The organism is Vibrio sp. 1978, assembly GCF_033344345.1.
In genome coordinates this window covers 1-606 of record NZ_JAWPOP010000707.1, presented here as the reverse complement: position 1 = coordinate 606, position 606 = coordinate 1, and the positions used below count along the sequence as shown (strand labels likewise).

Here is a 606-nt window from a genome sequence, read left to right as displayed (position 1 = left end):
ATATTTCTCCACTGGCACGTCGTAGCGATAACAACCCATTCTTCACAGACCGCTTTGAGTTCTTCATCGGTGGCCGTGAAGTAGCAAACGGCTTCTCAGAGCTTAACGATGCAGAAGACCAAGACGCGCGCTTTAAAGCACAGGTTGAAGCAAAAGAATCTGGTGATGACGAAGCGATGTTCTACGATGCAGACTACATCACTGCACTAGAACACGGTCTACCACCAACAGCAGGTCAAGGTATTGGTATCGACCGCCTAGTTATGCTGCTAACTAACACGCACACTATCCGTGACGTGATCTTGTTCCCTGCAATGCGCCCACAAGCGTAATTCTTTGCTGAACAATGACAAAAAAACCACCTTCGGGTGGTTTTTTTGTATCTTTAATTTCCTAAAATTCAATAGGTTGCATTTTGATTTTGATGGCATATGCAAATAAGTATTCGCCAAATCTCAATCTATTGCATAGTCTTAATATTGAGACAGACTTCGAGCGTCGTAGTCTCGATAATGTTACCCGTTCGCAAAGATGGGTTTGTGGCGCGAAATTTCTATCAACAAAAGAATAAGGGTTAGAGAATGGCTGGGCAGTTTAAGATGGATT

1 protein-coding gene is annotated in these 606 nt (G+C 43.4%); it reads left to right on the top strand.

What is annotated here, in order from left to right; genetic code table 11:
- On the top strand, positions 1 to 332 hold a 332-nt coding region (locus tag R8N49_RS28670; protein WP_318190642.1), incomplete at its 5' end, for an amino acid--tRNA ligase-related protein.
- Positions 333 to 606: the final 274 nt, after the last annotated feature.